Origin of the sequence: Pseudodesulfovibrio aespoeensis Aspo-2 (genome assembly GCF_000176915.2) — a bacterium.
GTDB classification, from domain to species: domain Bacteria; phylum Desulfobacterota; class Desulfovibrionia; order Desulfovibrionales; family Desulfovibrionaceae; genus Pseudodesulfovibrio; species Pseudodesulfovibrio aespoeensis.
Window position 1 is genome coordinate 988,858 of record NC_014844.1, and the last position, 15,346, is coordinate 1,004,203.

Annotated in this window: 10 protein-coding genes; 7 read left to right on the forward strand and 3 right to left on the reverse strand. The window is 64.9% G+C overall.

The window, feature by feature from the left end:
• Positions 1 to 11: 11 nt before the first annotated feature.
• Genes nspC through speA form a run of 3 tightly spaced genes read right to left on the reverse strand, consistent with a single transcriptional unit; the run spans position 12 to position 4,345 of the window.
• Positions 12 to 1,202 carry a carboxynorspermidine decarboxylase gene (gene nspC, locus DAES_RS04455; protein WP_013513840.1) on the reverse strand — a complete coding sequence of 397 codons (1,191 nt, stop codon included), beginning with the start codon at positions 1,200 to 1,202 and terminating at the stop codon, positions 12 to 14.
• Positions 1,202 to 2,392, reverse strand: a complete 1,191-nt coding sequence (locus DAES_RS04460) for a saccharopine dehydrogenase family protein (RefSeq protein WP_013513841.1) — start codon at positions 2,390 to 2,392, stop codon at positions 1,202 to 1,204. Before DAES_RS04460 ends, nspC begins: the two co-directional genes overlap by 1 nt.
• 39 nt (positions 2,393 to 2,431) lie before the next feature.
• Positions 2,432 to 4,345: a biosynthetic arginine decarboxylase gene (gene speA, locus DAES_RS04465; protein ID WP_013513842.1), complete on the reverse strand. Its 1,914-nt coding sequence runs from the start codon at positions 4,343 to 4,345 to the stop codon at positions 2,432 to 2,434.
• A 359-nt stretch (positions 4,346 to 4,704) separates the two neighbouring features.
• On the opposite strand from speA, the gene DAES_RS04470 reads away from it, so the two are divergent.
• The 7 genes from DAES_RS04470 to DAES_RS04500 all read left to right on the forward strand — a co-directional run bounded on the left by DAES_RS04470 (position 4,705) and on the right by DAES_RS04500 (position 15,305).
• The gene (locus DAES_RS04470) at positions 4,705 to 5,883 is read left to right on the forward strand and encodes a GAK system CofD-like protein (protein WP_013513843.1); all 1,179 of its coding nucleotides are present in this window, start codon (positions 4,705 to 4,707) and stop codon (positions 5,881 to 5,883) included.
• A gap of 64 nt (positions 5,884 to 5,947) precedes the next feature.
• Positions 5,948 to 6,964: a zinc-binding dehydrogenase gene (locus tag DAES_RS04475; protein ID WP_013513844.1), complete on the forward strand. Its 1,017-nt coding sequence runs from the start codon at positions 5,948 to 5,950 to the stop codon at positions 6,962 to 6,964.
• Positions 6,965 to 7,202: 238 nt separating this feature from the next.
• Entirely contained in the window at positions 7,203 to 9,551 is a 2,349-nt protein-coding gene (locus DAES_RS04480) for a type I secretion system permease/ATPase (RefSeq protein ID WP_013513845.1), read from the forward strand.
• A 46-nt stretch (positions 9,552 to 9,597) separates the two neighbouring features.
• Positions 9,598 to 10,887: an HlyD family type I secretion periplasmic adaptor subunit gene (locus tag DAES_RS04485; RefSeq protein WP_083808688.1), complete on the forward strand. Its 1,290-nt coding sequence runs from the start codon at positions 9,598 to 9,600 to the stop codon at positions 10,885 to 10,887.
• Positions 10,888 to 10,895: 8 nt separating this feature from the next.
• Complete coding sequence (locus DAES_RS04490; protein WP_013513847.1) at positions 10,896 to 11,603, forward strand: transglutaminase-like cysteine peptidase; 708 nt, start codon at positions 10,896 to 10,898, stop codon at positions 11,601 to 11,603.
• A 52-nt stretch (positions 11,604 to 11,655) separates the two neighbouring features.
• Positions 11,656 to 13,743, forward strand: a complete 2,088-nt coding sequence (locus tag DAES_RS04495) for an HD domain-containing phosphohydrolase (RefSeq protein ID WP_013513848.1) — start codon at positions 11,656 to 11,658, stop codon at positions 13,741 to 13,743.
• Positions 13,744 to 13,928: 185 nt separating this feature from the next.
• A complete protein-coding gene (locus tag DAES_RS04500; protein ID WP_013513849.1) occupies positions 13,929 to 15,305 on the forward strand; it encodes an MATE family efflux transporter in 1,377 nt (458 codons plus the stop codon).
• Positions 15,306 to 15,346 lie beyond the last annotated feature (41 nt).

The window sequence follows — 15,346 nt, forward strand, 5'->3', positions numbered from 1 at the left end:
GGGTTGTTCTCCTATGACAGGCGGTTTTTGAAGTCTTGGTAGCCGAAGCTGCGAACCGTGACCATCTCGCCGGTCTGCGGTCTGAATATGCGGATCGAGGGCAGCTGGATGCCATTGAAGGTGTTGGTCTTGACCATGGAGTAGATGGCCATGTCCGTGAACACAAGCCTATCGCCGGTCATAGGGGGCGTGTCAAAGGAATATTCGCCCGCCACGTCCCCGGCCAGGCAGGAAGGCCCGCCGATGCGGCAGGTCCAGGCCTTGTCTCCGGGCTCGCCCGAGCCGACGATGTGGGGCCGGTAGGGCATCTCGATGACATCGGGCATGTGGCAGGGCACTGCCGAGTCCATGATGACGATGTCCATGTCCGCCCGGATCACGTCGAGGACCGTGGTCACCAGATAGCCCGCGTTGAGGGCCACGGCCTCGCCCGGCTCCAGGTAGACCTCCACCCCCCACTTCTCCTTGAACCGGGTGATGATGCGCACCAGCAGGTCCACATCGTAGCCGGGCCGGGTGATGTGGTGGCCGCCGCCGAAGTTGACGTAGCGCATGCGCGGCAGGACATCGGCGAACGACGCCTCCACCGCGGCCACGGTGCGCTCCAGGCAATCGGCGTCCTGCTCGCAGAGGTTGTGCCAGTGCAGGCCGGTCACGCCGTCGAGATTGGCCGGGTCGAAGTGGGCGCGGCGGATGCCCAGGCGCGAGCCGGGCGCACAGGGGTCGTAGATGGGCGTGGCCCCCTCGGAATGCTCGGGGTTGATGCGCAGGGCCAACTCAATGGCGCGTCCGTTCGCTTCGGCCAGTTCGCGCACCAGGGGGCGGAACCGGTCGAGCTGGGCAAAGGAGTTGAAGACGATGTGGTCGCTGGTCTGGCACAGGTCGCGGATGTCCGCCTCGCTGAACCCGGCGGCAAAGGTGTGGACCTCGCCCGTTCCGGGGCGGCAATGGGGCGCGAACTCCTCGCACCCCAGGCGCGCCTCGTGGGGCGAGCTGGCGCACACGCCGTCGAGCTGCGGGGCCAGCAGGGGGAATGTGCTGTGCATGGCAAAGCACTTGAGGGCCAGGAGCACCTTGCACCCGGCGCGCTGCCGCACCGAGGCGAGGATGTCCAGGTTGTCCCTGAGCAGCCCCTCGTCCACCACAAAGCACGGGGTCTTGACCCCGGCAGGGTCGAAACGGTATTCGCGCCGTCCGTCCACTACAGCTCCACCTCGGTCCAGGGCAGGCCATGGGCGTTGAGGGCGGCCATGAACGGATCAGGGTCCATCTGCTCCATGTGGAAGACGCCCTTGCCGCTCCACTTGCCGGTGAGCAGCATCATGGCGCCGATCATGGCGGGCACGCCGGTGGTGTAGGAGATGGCCTGGGAGCCGACTTCGGCATAGGCGGCCTCGTGGCTGCATATGTTGTAGACGTACAGGGTCTTCTCGCGGCCATCCTTGACGCCTTTCATGACGTTGCCGATGCAGGTGCGGCCCTTGGTCAGCGGGCCGAGCGAGCCGGGCTCGGGCAGCACGGCCTTGAGGAACTGCAGCGGCTGGATCATCTGTCCGCCAAATTCCACCGGCTTGATGGAGGTCATGCCGATGCCTTCGAGGACGCGCAGGTGGGTCAGGTACTGGTCGCCAAAGGTCATCCAGAAGCGGGCGCGCTTGAGGCCCTTGATGTGCATGACCAGGGATTCGAGCTCCTCGTGGTACATGAGGTAGCACTTCTTGGTGCCGATGCCTTCGGGAAAGTCGTAGCTCATGGACCAGGAGAGCGGGTCGGTCTCGACCCACTCGCCGCGCTCCCAGTAGCGGCCACGCTGGGTGATCTCGCGGATGTTGATCTCGGGGTTGAAGTTGGTGGCGAACGCCTGCCCGTGGTCGCCCGCGTTGCAGTCGATGATGTCGAGCACGTGGATCTCGTCAAAGTGGTGCTTCATGGCGTGGGCCGCGAACACGTTGGTCACGCCCGGATCGAATCCCGAGCCGAGCAGGGCCATCAGCCCGGCTTGCCTGAAGCGCTCCTGGTACGCCCACTGCCACTTGTACTCGAACTTGGCCTCGTTTGGCGGCTCGTAGTTGGCGGTGTCGAGGTAGTTGACGCCGGTTTCCAGGCAGGCGTCCATGAGGGCGAGATCCTGGTAGGGCAGGGCCAGGTTGACCAGCAGGTCGGGCTTGATCCGCTTGATCAGGGCCACGGTCTCGGCCACGTTGTCCGCGTCCACGGCGTAGGTGGGCACGGTCACGCCGGTGCGCGTGAGCACGGACGCGGCAATGGCGTCGCACTTGGATTTGGTGCGGCTGGCCAGATGGATTTCGGTGAACACTTCCGGGACCTGGGCGCACTTGTGCACCGCCACGCTGCCGACGCCGCCCGCGCCGATGATCAGTACTTTGGACATGACTGAACCCTCCCTGAATCGCCCCGCAGCCGGGACGGTTTACCGTTCGAAGTAGGTGTATCCCTGCAGACCGGTCTTGTAGGCCTGGAGGATGCTGCGCCGCTGGCCCGCCGTGATCCGACCGTCGCGCACGGCGTTCTCCGCGGTCTCGCGGAACCGGGTCAGCAGGTACTTGGTGTCGTATTCCACGTAGGAGAGGATATCCTCCACCGTGTCGCCCTCAAGCTCGCTGACAAAGTCGAACTCGCCGTTCTCCCGGATCCTGATGGTCACGACGTTGGTGTCGCCCAGCAGGTTGTGCAGGTCGCCGAGCGTCTCCTGGTACGCGCCCACAAGGAAGGCGCCGAGGTAGTACTCATCGGTCTCCTTGAGCTCGTGCAGGGGCATGGTCCGCTTGACGCCCTGGCTGTCGATGAAGCGGTCGATCTTGCCGTCGCAGTCGCAGGTGATGTCGGCCAGAATGCCCTCGCGGGTGGGCCGCTCGCCCAGCCGGTGGACCGGCATGATGGGGAAGAGCTGGCCAATGGCCCAGGCGTCCGGCAGGGACTGGAACACGCTGAAGTTGCAGTAGTATATGTCCGAGAGGGCGTGGCCGATGCCTTCCAGTTCGTGGGGCAGGGAGGGCAGGTCCTTGGAGAGCGTGGCGATGCGCCGGATGGTCTCCCAGAAGACGTTCTCGCCCTGGGCCCGCTCGCGGAAGGATATCTTGCCATGGCTGAAGGCCTGGCGCACCTCGTCGCGGTAGTAGAGGATGTCGTTGAAGCACTCCTGGATGTTGCGCAGGTTGAGCGACTGCAACGTCTCGAAGAGGTGCTGGACGTGTATGTTGGTGCCTTCTGGCAGCACGTCGGGCAGGGGATCGGGCTCGAACCGGGCCGTGTCGAGGACGTTGAAGAGGAGCATGGAGTAGTAGGCGACCAGGGCCCGCCCGGACTCGGTGACGATGACCGGATGGTCCACGCCCTGCTCGTCGAGCACGGTCATGACGCCTTCCACCACGTCCACGCAGTATTCGTCCACCGAGTAGTTGCGGCTGCTCATGAAGTTGGTCTGGGTACCGTCGTAGTCCACGGCCAGACCGCCGCCCAGGTCGAGGTAGCGCATCTGCGCGCCCTCGGCCACAATCCCGGCGTAGACACGGCTCGCCTCGGCCACGGCACTGCGGATCTCGCGGATGTTGGGTATCTGCGAGCCGAGGTGGTAGTGGAGGAGCTGGAGGCAGTCGAGCATGTCCGCCTCCTTGAGGCGGTCGATGACGTCGATGATCTGGGTGGCGTTGAGCCCGAAGATGGAGCGGTCGCCGCCGGATTCGGCCCACAACCCGTTGGCCTGGGTCGAGAGCTTGACGCGCACGCCCAGGATGGGCTTGACCTTCTTGGCCTTGGACCGTTCGATGATCAGCGGCAGTTCACCGGGCATCTCGACCACCAGGATGCAGGTGAAGCCGAGCTGGGTGGCGTGCAGGCCGAGGTCGATGAACTCCTCGTCCTTGTAGCCGTTGCACACGAGCACCGCCTCGGTGTCGCGCAGCATGCCCATGGCGGCCACGAGCTCGGCCTTGCTGCCCGCCTCAAGGCCGTGGTGATACTTCTTGCCGTGACGGGTCACGGCCTCCACCACCTGCTGTTGCTGGTTGACCTTGATCGGGTAGGCGCCAAGATACGAGCCGCGGTAGCCGAGGCTCTTGATGGCGGAACGGAAGTTTTCGTTGATCAGGGTGATCTGCGTGTCGAGGATGTTCTCGATGCGCAGCAGCACGGGCATGTCGAGACCGCGTTCCTGGATGCCCGCGATGACCTCGGGTATGCTGACGGCGTTCTCGAACCGGCCCGGCTCGGAGGTCACCAGCAGGTCACCCGTGTCGGAGATCCCGAAGAATCCCGCGCCCCATTCGCGAATGCCGTAGAGTTCTCTGGACTTGTCAGCCGTCCATCTTTGCAGTGTATGTGCCACTCATAAATCCTCACATCCCAAGAATTTCCGGGTTGTTCTCCCCGCGTGTCCCATGGTCGGGCCGGGACGGGTCATGCGCCTGCCGGAAGCGGGGTGTTATGGGCGAAGCCCCAAGATGTCAATGAAAAAACACGCGGACAGGCTGACGAGCCTGACCGCCGCGTGACCTACCGCCCGCGCGGGCGACGGCACAGGGGAGGATCATACCATTGCGCCTGAAAACTGCAAACCCGGAAATGGAGGGTTCCCCGGTTGTGTTGCTGGCCGGTTCGGGTCACAATGGTCGACGGCGGACAGGCCGCCGCAGGGGCCTGACGGCGAAGAAAAAAACAATGGGCGGTTTTGAACAGGGAGGATGGATGGACGATCGGACCAGCAAGACAGCGCAACCGCAGGCCGGGGCATCCCGGCCCGATCCGGCCCACGATCCGGCCCATGGCCCGGCCCTGGTCTTCTTCAGCGGCGGCACGGCCCTGCGCGAGACCGCGCGCCAGCTCATCCGGCACACGCACAACGCCACGCATATCATCACGCCCTTTGACTCGGGCGGCAGTTCGGCGGAGCTGCGCCGCATCTTTGCCATGCCCGCCGTGGGCGACATCCGCAACCGGCTCATGGCCCTGGCCGACCTGACCGCGCCGGGCAGCCGCGAGCTGTTCGCCCTGTTTACCTACCGGCTCTCCCGGCGCGAGTCCGGCCCGGCCCTGCGCGCCGAGCTGGTGCGCATCGCCCAGGGCGCGCACGTCCTGGTCTCCCTGGTACCCGAGCCTGCCCGCTCGCACCTCATGGCCCGCTTTGGCCTCTTTCTCGACGCCATGCCCGAGGATTTCGACCTGCGCGGGGCGAGCGTGGGCAATGTGGCGCTCACCGCCGGGTGGCTGGCCCACGGCCGCAGGCTGGCCCCGGCCATCGACGAGGTGGCCGGGCTGGTGAGCGCGCGCGGGCTGGTCCGGCCCGTGGTCGATGGTGACATGCATCTGGCCGCGGAGCTTGAGGACGGCACGGTGATGAAGGGACAGCACCGGCTCACGGGCAAGGAGACCGGCCCCATCGCCTCGCCCGTGGCCCGGATCTGGCTGACAGACTCCCTGGACACCGCCGCACCGGCCAGCGTATCCATGGACGAATCCCTGGCCGACCTGATCGCCAAGGCGGACCTGATATGCTATCCGGTGGGCAGTTTCTATTCGAGCGTGGTGGCCAACCTGCTGCCCGACGGCGTGGGCGCAGCCGTGGCCCGGTGTCCCGGCCCCAAGGTGTTCGTGCCCAATCCGGGCGGCGATCCCGAGCTGCTCGGTCATGGCGTGGAGCGGCAGGCGGTTCTGCTGCGTCACTATCTGGCTGCCAGCGGCGCAAGTTGCGGGGCGTGCGCCCTGGACCACATCCTGGTGGACGGGCGGGTGCCCTACCCCGGCGGGTTGGACCCGGCCCGGCTGGCCGCTTTGGGATTGCGGGTGATCGACCGCCCCCTGCTCGCCGACGAGCCGGGCCGCTTTGATCCGGTCCGGCTGGTCCGCGCGCTGGTGTCGCTGGTCTGAGCGGCTCTTTTCGGCCTGTGCCGCCTTGGCCTGGCTGTCCATTCAACTGTTCCGGAGGTGCGGCATGCAGGCGATGGTGCTCGAACGATACGGTGACGATTTTGTTTTTGTCGAGCGCGACCTGCCCAGGCCTGAACCGGGCGAGGGCGAGGCGCTGGTGCGGGTGGCCGGGTCAAGCCTCAACCCCATCGACCACAAGATCGCCACCCTTGGTCCGGCCCTGGGGTTCGCGCCCTCATTGCCCGCCGTGCTCGGCATGGACGTGTCCGGCACGGTGGAGGCGGTCGGCCCCGGCGTGACCCGGCTGCGGCCCGGCGACAAGGTTTTCGGCTGCGCTGGCGGGCTGGGGACCATGCCCGGCGCGCTGGCCGAGTTCATGGTGGCGGACCAGGATCTGCTCGCCCCGGCTCCGCAGTGCATGGACATTGTCGATGCCGGAGCGTTGCCGCTGGTGTCCATCACCGCCTGGCTGGCCCTGTTTGAGCGGGCGCGACTGTCCGCCGGGCAGACCCTGCTGGTCCACGGCGGGGCGGGCGGCGTGGGCCACCTCGCGGTGCAGCTCGGCGTTCACGCCGGGGCAGAGGTCTGTGCCACGGTCTCGGGCAACGGCAAGGCGGATGTGGTCGAGGCCCTGGGGGCCACGCCCATCGACTACCGGGCCACCCCGGTGGATGAATACGTGACCGGGCTGACCGGAGGCCGGGGTTTCGACGTGGTTTTCGACACCGTGGGCGGGCCGGTGCTGGATGCCTCATTCCGGGCCGCGGCCCTGGGCGGGCAGGTGGTCTCCACCTCGACGCGCTCCAGCCACGACCTCAGCGTCATGCACGCCAGGGGGCTCTCCCTGCATGTGGTCTTCATGCTCCTGCCGCTGATCACGGGCCAGGGCCGGGCCGCCTATGGGCACATTCTCGAGGAGGTGGCCGGGCTGGTGGACGACGACCTGCTGGCCGTGCTGCTGGACGAGCGTCGGTTCCATTTCACCGAGATCGCCGAGGCCCACCGGCATTGGGCGGGCGGCAACGCCCTGGGCAAGATCTCGGTGGAGGTGGGCGGCTGGGGCGCGGGAAAAACAGCCTGACCGGCCCAGGGCGGCCATGGCGCTGAACATCCTGTGCAATCCTCATGGACAAGGCTGTGGAAAACAATGAAAACAGCCGGGATGTTTGGCATTAATGAAAAAATGGTTCTTGACAAAACCGGCCATGGAGGAAAGGTTGTGAAAACCTGAGTTGCCGCGATGAGCCGGGGTGCCGCGCGGCACGTCCGGCTGTCATTGTGACGGCATTCTTCAATCACCCGAATCCAAGCGTGACGCCATGCCTTCAGACGACAAGAAATCACCAGTGAATGCCGGGGAGGGGGCGCAGGCTGCAAGGCCCGACGCCCGGCCCAGGCCCGAGCCCAAAGGCGCCCCGGAGGCCAGCCGGAAGCCTGCGCCGCAAGCCGCCGCCCAAAGCGCCCAGCCGGGCGACGGCCCGCAGCCCGCTGCTCCGTCGGCTGGGCCCGCGCCGGACCTGACCGGGGACGAGCGGCTCTCGCCCAAGGACATCGATTTCCAGCCCCCGCTGGTCATCTGCCTGTCCATCATCAGCCGGCTCATGGGCAAGCCCGTGTCCTCGGCCACCCTCAAGGCGGGCATCCCCCAGCAGGAGGGGATCATCACCGCCGCCTCCATTGTCCGGGCCGCCGAGCGCATCGGCATCACGGCCAAGACCGTCCACCGTCCGGGTGTGCGCAACATCACCAAGCTGGTCCTGCCCTGCATCCTGCTCTTGCGCGGCGGCAACGCCTGCGTCCTGCTCGATACCGGGGAGGACACGGCGCGGGTCATGGTGCCGGGCCACGGCATGGACGAGACCGAGATGGCCCTGTCCACCCTGGAGGAGGAGTACACCGGCTACGCCATCTTCTGCCACCGCAAGAGCACGCTGGACAAGCGGGCCAGCGCGCTGAAGCTGATCAGGACCAAGCGCTGGTTCTGGGGAGTGCTGCTCCGCTTCTGGCCCATCTACCGTCACGTCATCGGCGCGAGCATCATGACCAACCTGATCATCGTGGCCTCGCCGCTCTTTGTCATGAACGTCTACGACCGGGTCATTCCCAACAACGCGCTCGACACCCTCTGGGCCCTGGCCATCGGCATCGCCATTGCCTACCTCTTCGACTTCCTGCTCAAGAATCTGCGCAGCTATTTCGTGGATGTGGCCGGGCGCAACGCCGACGTGCTCATCGGCAGCCGGATCATGCAGCATCTGATGTCGGCCCGGCTCGACCACATGCCGGAATCCGCAGGCGCGGTGGCCAACAACGTGCGCGAATTCGAGTCCCTGCGCGAGTTTTTCAGCTCCAGCTCGCTGGTGGCCCTGATCGACATGCCGTTTCTGCTGCTGTTCATAGGGGTGGTCCACTACATCGGCGGGCCGCTGGCCTGGCCCATCTTCGTGGCTGTGCCCGTGGTTATTCTGTTTGGCCTGTTCCTGCAGATGCCCTTTCAGCACATCATCGAGAGCCACTACAAGGAATCCACGCAGAAGAACGCGCTCCTGTTCGAGATCGTCCAGGGGCTTGAGACCATCAAGACGAGCATGGCCGAGGGGCGGATGCAGGCGCGCTGGGAGAACGTGGTGGGCATGTCCGCCCTGTCCAACAGCCGGGCCAAGATCATGGCCAACCTGTCGGTCACCTTTTCCGTGTTCATCACCCAGATGGTCAGCGTGGCCATCATCATCATCGGCGTCTACCTGATCGCCGAGGGCGAGTTGACCGTGGGCGGACTCATCGCCTGCAACATCCTGGCGGGCCGGGCCATGGCCCCCTTGAGCGCCGTGGCCGGGCTGCTCTCGCGCTTCCAGCAGTCGCGCATGGCGCTGGGCGCGCTGGACATGCTCATGGAGATGCCCAGCGAGCGGCCCGAGGACAAGGAGACCTTCCACTACGGTGCCATCGAGCCTTCCATGGTCCTCGACAACGTCTCCTTCAGCTATCCCGGCACGGACAAGGCGGTCCTGAGCGAGGTCACCCTGCGGCTCAAGCCCGGCGACAAGGTGGGCATCGTGGGGCGCACCGGCGCGGGCAAGTCCACGGTGGGCAAGCTGTGCGTGGGCCTCTACCAGCCGGTGGCAGGCTCGGTGAAGGTGGGCGACATAGACCTGCGTCAGATGGATGTGGCCGACCTGCGGCGCAAGGTGGGCTACGTGTCCCAGGATTCGCTCCTTTTCTACGGCACCCTGCGCGACAATATCGCCTTCGGCCTGCCCGAGGCGGACGACCAGTCCATCAAGTTTGCGGCGGAGATCGCCGGGGTCAACGACTTTGTCCGCGACCACCCGGCGGGATACGGCATGATGGTGGGCGAGCGCGGCTCGTCGCTCTCTGGCGGCCAGCGCCAGGCGGTCTGCATCGCCCGGGCCATCCTGCCCGATCCGGAAATCCTGATCATGGACGAACCGTCGAGCAACATGGACAACCAGTCGGAATACCGGTTCAAGGCCATGCTGGAATCCTACATCAAGGACAAGACCCTCATTGTCATCACCCACCGCCACTCCATGCTTGATCTGGTGGACCGGCTGGTGATCATGGACAAGGGCCGCGTGGTGGTGGACGGCCCCAAGCAGGCTGTGCTCGACGGGCTCAAATCCGGCAAGATCAAGGTTTCGATGTGAGGATGCCGTGACCAAAGAAAGATTTGAAAGAGAAACCCTGCTGTACATGTCCGAGGTGGATCAGGCCCTGTATGGCCGGGGCCGCCGTCTGGCCTATATCATCTCCATATCCATCATGGTGATGTTCTGCGGCTTTTTGCTGTGGGCCAAGCTGGCCATGCTCGACGAGGTCACGCGCGGTTTCGGCAAGGTCATCCCGTCCCAGCGGGTGCAGGAGATCCAGAACCTCGAAGGCGGCATCTTGAGCGAGATATTCGTCAATGAGGGCCAGGAGGTGGAGAAGGGCGACCTGCTCTGCCGCCTGAGCAACGAGCAGGCGGCCAGCTTCTATCGCGACGCCATGTCAAAATCCCTGGAACACCGTGCGGCCATTGCCCGGCTCATCGCCGAGGTCGAGGGCGTGGACCCGGTCTTTGACGACGAGCTGCTGGAAAAGGCGCCCCAACTGGTCGGCGACCAGCTCGGAATCGCCAGGGCGCAGCGGGAGCAACAGGCCATCGAGCTGAGTCTGCTCATGGATCAGTACGAGCAGAAGGAGCAGGAGGTCAACGAGATGGAGGGGCGTCGGCGTCAGCTGGTGAAGAGCCTCGAAGTCGCCGAGAAACAGCGCAACATCGCCAAACCGCTGGTGGAAAAACAGATCCATTCCGAGCTGGACTATCTCGCCCTGGAGCAGCGGGTGCTGGAACTCAAGGGCGATGTGGAAGCCCTGACGCTCGGCATCCCCAGGGTCAAGCGGGCGGCCAAGGAGGCCCAGGGCCGCATCGAGCAGCGCAAGGCCGAGCTGCGCAGCAAAGCCCTGGAAGAGATCAACGAGCGCAGGCAGGAACTGCTCTCCATCAACGAGACCATTTCCTCGGGCGGCGACCGGGTGACCCGCACCGATGTGCGTTCGCCCGTGCGCGGTATCGTCAAGCACATCCTCATCAACACCCTTGGCGGCGTGGTCCAGCCCGGCAAGTCCATCATGGAGGTGATCCCGCTCGACGACACCCTGTTGGTGGAGGCGCAGATCAAGCCCGCGGACATCGCCTTTCTGCATCCCAAGCAGGAGGCCAAGGTCAAGATCACGGCCTATGACTTTTCCATCTACGGCGGGCTCGACGGCATTGTCGAGCACATCAGCGCGGACACCATCACCAACGAAAAGGGCGACAGCTTCTACGTGGTCCGGGTCCGTACCGACACCAGCTCCATGATGTACCACGGCAAACGGCTGCCCATCATTCCGGGCATGACCGCACAGGTGGACATTCTGACGGGCAAGAAATCCGTACTCGACTACCTGCTCAAGCCGATACTCAAGGCCAAACAGAACGCGCTTCGGGAACGCTGACCCCAGTCATGGCCAGCGCCACTGCCATATGCCGGACGCTTTGGGGCCTGTGGTGCGCCACCCTGCTCGTCCTGTGTCTGGTTTGCGGCGGGCGCGATGCCCTGGCAGCCGGGGAAGCCGCGCCGCCCCGCCTCCGGCTCTTCGGCACTGTGGAGTTCAAGGGCGCCATCACCCAGCTGCCCAAGTGGACCGGCGTGCTCGACAGGATGGGGGCGTGGAAGGGGTTTTTCGAGGACCCGTCCATGGCCGCCATTCCGGCCCGGCAGAGCTGGCAGACCCTCAAGGGCGAGATCGCAACAGCCGCGCCCATGGAACGCGTCAAAGCGGTCAACAAGTTTTTCAACCAGTGGCCCTACCGGCTGGACCAAGCCAACTACGGCCAGAGCGATTACTGGGCGACACCGCCGGAATTCATGAAAAAATCCGGCGATTGCGAGGATTATTCCATCGCCAAGTTCTATGCCCTCAAGGAACTCGGCTTCACCGGCGACGACATGCGCGTCGTGGCGCTCAAGGACACCATCCGCAACATCGGCCACGCGGTCCTCGTGGTCTACCTGGACGGCGACGCCTATGTGCTCGACAACCAGACCGTGATGGTCCTCTCCCACGAGAAGTACAAGCACTACCTGCCGCAGTATTCCGTGAACGAAAAGTTCCGCTGGATGCATGTGCCGCCGACCAAGAATACCACGTACACCAAAACCAAGAAATGAAGCCGGATGCCCCCTCGGGCGTTCGGAAAACCAAACCAGATGGAGTAGACAGATGATGGCCAAGCAAGCACAGACCACCCCGGAGATGCCGAGAAGCATCGGCGGGGCCAGGCAGGGCGTCAAGATCGGCGTTGTCCTGGCTTTCGTCCTGGTGATTTCGGTGGGCATCCTGTTCCTGGCGGGCAGGGCGGTATCGAACAAGCACGCCGAAGGCGTGGAGAATCAGGAGAAGCGGCTCAACCTCCTGGCCCATGGTCGGGCCGAGGTGTTCGAGGCGTGGCTCTCCGAGCTTTCGCGCCAGGGCGACCGGCTGATCAAATCAGACCTCTTTCGCCTCTACGGGGCCGAGGTGGACAATGTGGAGGGCGACCTGCGCGCCATCTTCGGCGTGGCTGGGGCCGAGGGGCTGGCAGAGGGCCAGGGGTCGGAACTGGCCGCCCAGCTGCCCATGATGCAGAACATGCTCCGGGAGTTCTCCACCTATTCGGGCTTTCTCAACGGGCGCATCCTGACCCGCAGCGGCGATGCCTATATTGCCACGGACGGCTACCTGCCGCCCATGAGCGAGGTCCAGCTGGCCCAGGCCAGGGAGGCCGTGGCTTCCAAGTTGCCGAGGTTCTCGCCCCTGCGCAAGACGGCCCAGGGGCTTGAGATGGACATCTATGTGCCCATGTTTCCCCCGGATGTCGAGGATGGCGGCGGCGAGGCCATTGGCGCGCTGATGATGACCCGTCAGGTGACGGGCAAGATCACCGAGCTGCTTTCCAACTCCGCCCTCTCGGCCAAGGGCGAACGGACCCGGCTGATGCAGAAGGCCGAAGGCGGTTTTCGCGAGGTCACGCCCTGGACCTCGGAGGGGTTCACCGACGTGAACGCCCGGCTTGAACTGGACGCCCAGGGCGATCTGCCCTTTGGCCCCCGCGAGAGCCTGTCGGACCGCGATCAGCAGGTCTACTCCCTTGGGGTGCGCGTGGAAGGCCCGCAGTGGTGGGTGGTGCAGGAGTCGGATTACGACGCGGCCATGGTCCCCATCGACAACTTCACCCGCACGGTCTACATCGTGGCCGGGCTCGGCATCCTCACGGCCCTGCTCATCGCCGGGCTGGCGTGGTGGGTGCTGGCCGGGGTGCAGAGCCAGCGCATCGCCCAGGAATTCCAGGCCCTGGCCGCCCAGATCGACGACCAGAAGCGGTTCATCGACTCCATCAACGCCAACATCGACGAGTTCATCACCTTGAAGGACGCAGCCGGGCGCTACACCTACGTCAACGACGCCTTTGCCCAGGCCGTGGGTCGGAGCAAGGTGGAGCTGATCGGCATGGACGCGGCTGCGGTCTTCGGGTTCGACACGGCCAAGCGGCTGTCCTCCGTGGACGAGAACGTGTGCGCCGAGCAGCGCAAGATGACCATCAACGAGCCGGTCTTCCTGCGCTCCCAACGGCACCAGTTCCAGATTTCCAAGTCGCCCTACTGCGATCAGAACGGGGCGTGCCAAGGCATTGTCGAGGTCTACCGCGACATCACCGAGTTCGTGGCCGTGCAGGAGAAGAACAAGCGGCTCATCCGACGCGCCATGGAGGCGCTGGGTTCCACCATCGAGGCCGCCGACCCGTACCTTGGAGGCCACACCAAGCTCCTGGCCGGGCTCTCGGTGGAGGTGGCCAGGGTCATGGCGCTGCCCGAGATGGACATCTCCGAGATCGAGACCGCGGCCAACCTCTCGCAGATCGGCAAGATGTTCGTGCCCAACGAGATCCTGACCAAGCCGGGCAGACTCACCGACGAGGAGATGGCGGTCATGGAGGGGCATGTGGAACACGCCTACCGCATCCTCAAGGACATCGACATCGCCGAGGGCGTGCTCATGGCCATCTATCAGATGAACGAGCGCGACGACGGCACAGGCTACCCCAAGAAGCTCAAGCGCGATGATATATTCCTGTCCGCGCGCATCCTCTCGGCGCTCAACGTCTTCTGCGCCATGATCCGGCCCAGGGCTTATCGCGGGGCCAAGGAGCCGCAACAGGCGCTGGAGATCCTGGCCGCCGAGTCGGCCAAGTTCGACCAGGCCGTGGTCAAGGCCCTGGCCGAAGTCGTCAGGACGCCCGCTGGCGAGCGGCTGGTCACGGCCAAGGCGTAGGCGCGAACTCCATCTGGTCATGCAAGGCCCCGGCGCATCTGCGCCGGGGCCTTTTTCTGTGCATCAGACTCGTACGGGGAAAAACGCGAAAATGATGTTTGCACAACCGCAACTCTTCCTGTACTTCTTCCGGTTCCGGAATAGAATAGGCTCACCCCCGCACCGTCTCATCAGTCGAGGAATCTATGCACATCAAACGCTGGAAGGCCGAAAACGGCTACAGACAGGCTATGGTCCTGGGGCTGCCGCTTGTTATAAGCATGGTCTCGTCATCGGTCATGACCTTTACCGACCGCATCTTTCTTGGCGGCTACTCTCTGGACGCGCTGGCCGCGTCGCTCCCGGCCAGCATCGCGGCCTTCCTGTTCCTGTCGTTCTTTTTCGGCGTGGTGGAGTATGTCGGGGTGTTCGTCTCCCAGTACACTGGGGCGACCCGGCACGAGCGGGTGGGCGCGGCCCTGTGGCAGGGGTTGTGGTTCTGCGTGCCGTCCGGCCTGTTCCTGGCCTCGTTGTGGTTCGTGGCTGGGCCGCTCTTTGCCCTGGCCGGGCATCCGCCCGAGGTCCAGGAGCTGGAGGTGGCCTATTTTCGCATCCTGACTCTGGGCGGCGGCCCTTTCCTGGTGGGTGTCTGCCTCTCCTGCTTTTTCTCGGGCCGGGGCATGACCAAGCCGGTCATGATCGTGAACACGGCGGCAACCGTCCTGAACATCCCGCTCGACTACTGTCTGATCAACGGCATCGGGCCGTTCCCGGAGCTTGGCATCGTGGGCGCGGGCATCGCCACGCTGGTCGGATTCACCTTGCCCGCCGTCTGTTTCGGCATCATGGCTTTCACCCGCAGGAACGAGGAGCGCTTCAAGATCCGCTCCGCCTGGCGCCTGGACCGGGATCTGTTTGGCCGGTTCATGCGCTTTGGTCTGCCCGGCGGGGTGCAGTTCTTCATCGACATGTTTGCCGTGACCTTCTTCGTCTTCATGGTCGGGCGTATCGGCCCCACCGAGCTGGCTGCCACCAATGTGGCCGTTTCCATTTACACACTTGCCTTTATGCCCATGATCGGCATGCATGTGGCCACCAGCATCATGGTGGGGCAGGCCATGGGCCGGGGGGAGCCGGATCAGGCGGCCTATGCCACCAAGAGCGCGCTGCACTTAGCCCTGGCCTACATGCTGAGCATGGGCGCGCTCTTCGTGCTTTTCCCGGCACCGTTCATCGAGCTGTTCCAGGCGCGTGGCGACACGGCGGCTGATTTCGCCCCGGTCATGGCCATGGGCACGATCCTGCTCCGGTATGTGGCTGGCTTCACCCTGCTGGACGCCATTGCCATCACCTACATGGGCGGCCTTAAAGGTGCGGGCGACACCCGGTTCATCATGTTCACCATGGCTGCGGCCTCGGTCTGCTGCATGGTCATCCCCCTGTCCGTGCTCAAGCAGTTCGGGGCCGTGGGCATCCACTCCGCGTGGATATGTCTGGTGGTCTACGTCGCCGCGCTGGCCACGTCGTTCATGATTCGCTTCCGCAAGGGGCCGTGGCGCACTGTCCGCCTCATTGGGAAGTAGCGCGCGGGTGTGACCGGTGTCTGGAGCCAGTCACGGCAGGC

Excerpts from the sequence above, each read along its gene's own strand:
- DAES_RS04460 (WP_013513841.1), bottom strand. The coding sequence starts at position 2,392 with ATGTCCAAAGTACTGATCATCGGCGCGGGCGGCGTCGGCAGCGTGGCG.
- DAES_RS04470 (WP_013513843.1), top strand. The coding sequence starts at position 4,705 with ATGGACGATCGGACCAGCAAGACAGCGCAACCGCAGGCCGGGGCATCC.
- DAES_RS04475 (WP_013513844.1), top strand. The coding sequence starts at position 5,948 with ATGCAGGCGATGGTGCTCGAACGATACGGTGACGATTTTGTTTTTGTC.
- DAES_RS04480 (WP_013513845.1), top strand. The coding sequence starts at position 7,203 with ATGCCTTCAGACGACAAGAAATCACCAGTGAATGCCGGGGAGGGGGCG.
- DAES_RS04485 (WP_083808688.1), top strand. The coding sequence starts at position 9,598 with ATGTCCGAGGTGGATCAGGCCCTGTATGGCCGGGGCCGCCGTCTGGCC.
- DAES_RS04490 (WP_013513847.1), top strand. The coding sequence starts at position 10,896 with ATGGCCAGCGCCACTGCCATATGCCGGACGCTTTGGGGCCTGTGGTGC.
- DAES_RS04495 (WP_013513848.1), top strand. The coding sequence starts at position 11,656 with ATGATGGCCAAGCAAGCACAGACCACCCCGGAGATGCCGAGAAGCATC.
- DAES_RS04500 (WP_013513849.1), top strand. The coding sequence starts at position 13,929 with ATGCACATCAAACGCTGGAAGGCCGAAAACGGCTACAGACAGGCTATG.